The 1,057-nt window shown below is 55.8% G+C and carries 1 protein-coding gene; it reads left to right on the forward strand.

Translation table 11 applies throughout. The features are described from left to right. Positions 1-195: 195 nt before the first annotated feature. Complete coding sequence (locus BDE01S_RS10690; RefSeq protein WP_066081411.1) at positions 196-912, forward strand: M23 family metallopeptidase; 717 nt, start codon at positions 196-198, stop codon at positions 910-912. Positions 913-1,057: the final 145 nt, after the last annotated feature.

Below are 1,057 nucleotides of genomic sequence, written 5' to 3' on the forward strand. Positions count from 1 at the left end.
TCAGAATCTAATTTCTCCGCCTATACCTGCGGCGGCATAGGCAAAAAAGGTACAGTGTGCGCCAAAAGAAGCGTAAAGAGCAGACTGAAAATTGCCAAGGCGGATATTTTCACTCATAATGCGTGAATTATATACTTTATCAATATAATCATTTGCAATAACTATTGCAAAAACGGATAAGCATTGGAGTGACTTTTGAATTTAACCGCCCGATTGAAAAACCTGCTCCTGCCCGCCGCCGTATTGGGTGCGGCGCTGCCTGCCCATGCCGATGAAATGGGCGTGTTTCTGGAAAACAAAGGCTTGATGCGCGCCTCTGCCGCGCCGCAGGACGATGACGAACTGGCCAACCTGGTGAAAACCAGAGCGGCGCGCCCCGCAGCGGTTGCCGCCGTGCGCCCGGCTGCCGGTAAAACCGCGCAGCAGATGGCTTCGATGGACGATTTCGTGCAGCAGCAGATTCTGCGTCTGCCCAAGCCCGTGGTGGCGATGCCTTCCAACCATTCCGAATCGCTCGGCAACTTTATGGTGCCCGTATCCGGCGCGCGTAAAAGCTCCGATTACGGCTACCGCCGCCATCCGGTGCTGAAAAAAGTCCGCCTGCACAGCGGCATCGATTACGCCGCGCCGAGCGGTACGCCGATTTACGCAGCCGAGAGCGGCGTGGTCGAGCTGGCCGGCTGGAAAGGCGCATACGGTAAAACCGTGATTATCAAGCACAACGACCGCTACTCCACCTTATACGGCCACGCCAGCAAATATGTGGTCAGCGCGGGGCAGAAAGTCCAGCGCGGCCAGCTGATTGCCTATGTGGGCAGCACCGGCCGCAGCACCGGCCCGCACCTGCATTTCGAGGTGTTGGACGGCAGCAAACGGGTTAACCCGAATAAATATTTGAGCCAGGTATTCTAAAGCCCGGCCGCATTCCGCCGCTTGCGGGTGTGTGGTTTGCGCGACACTTTCGATACTGTTTTTCAGACGGCCCGGAGATGCTTCCGGGCCGTCTGAATATATCCGCTGTTGTAAAATCCCGACAATGTAAGAAATCCTAGCGTTG

Source organism: Bergeriella denitrificans NBRC 102155, assembly GCF_001592185.1.
Classification (GTDB): domain Bacteria; phylum Pseudomonadota; class Gammaproteobacteria; order Burkholderiales; family Neisseriaceae; genus Neisseria; species Neisseria denitrificans.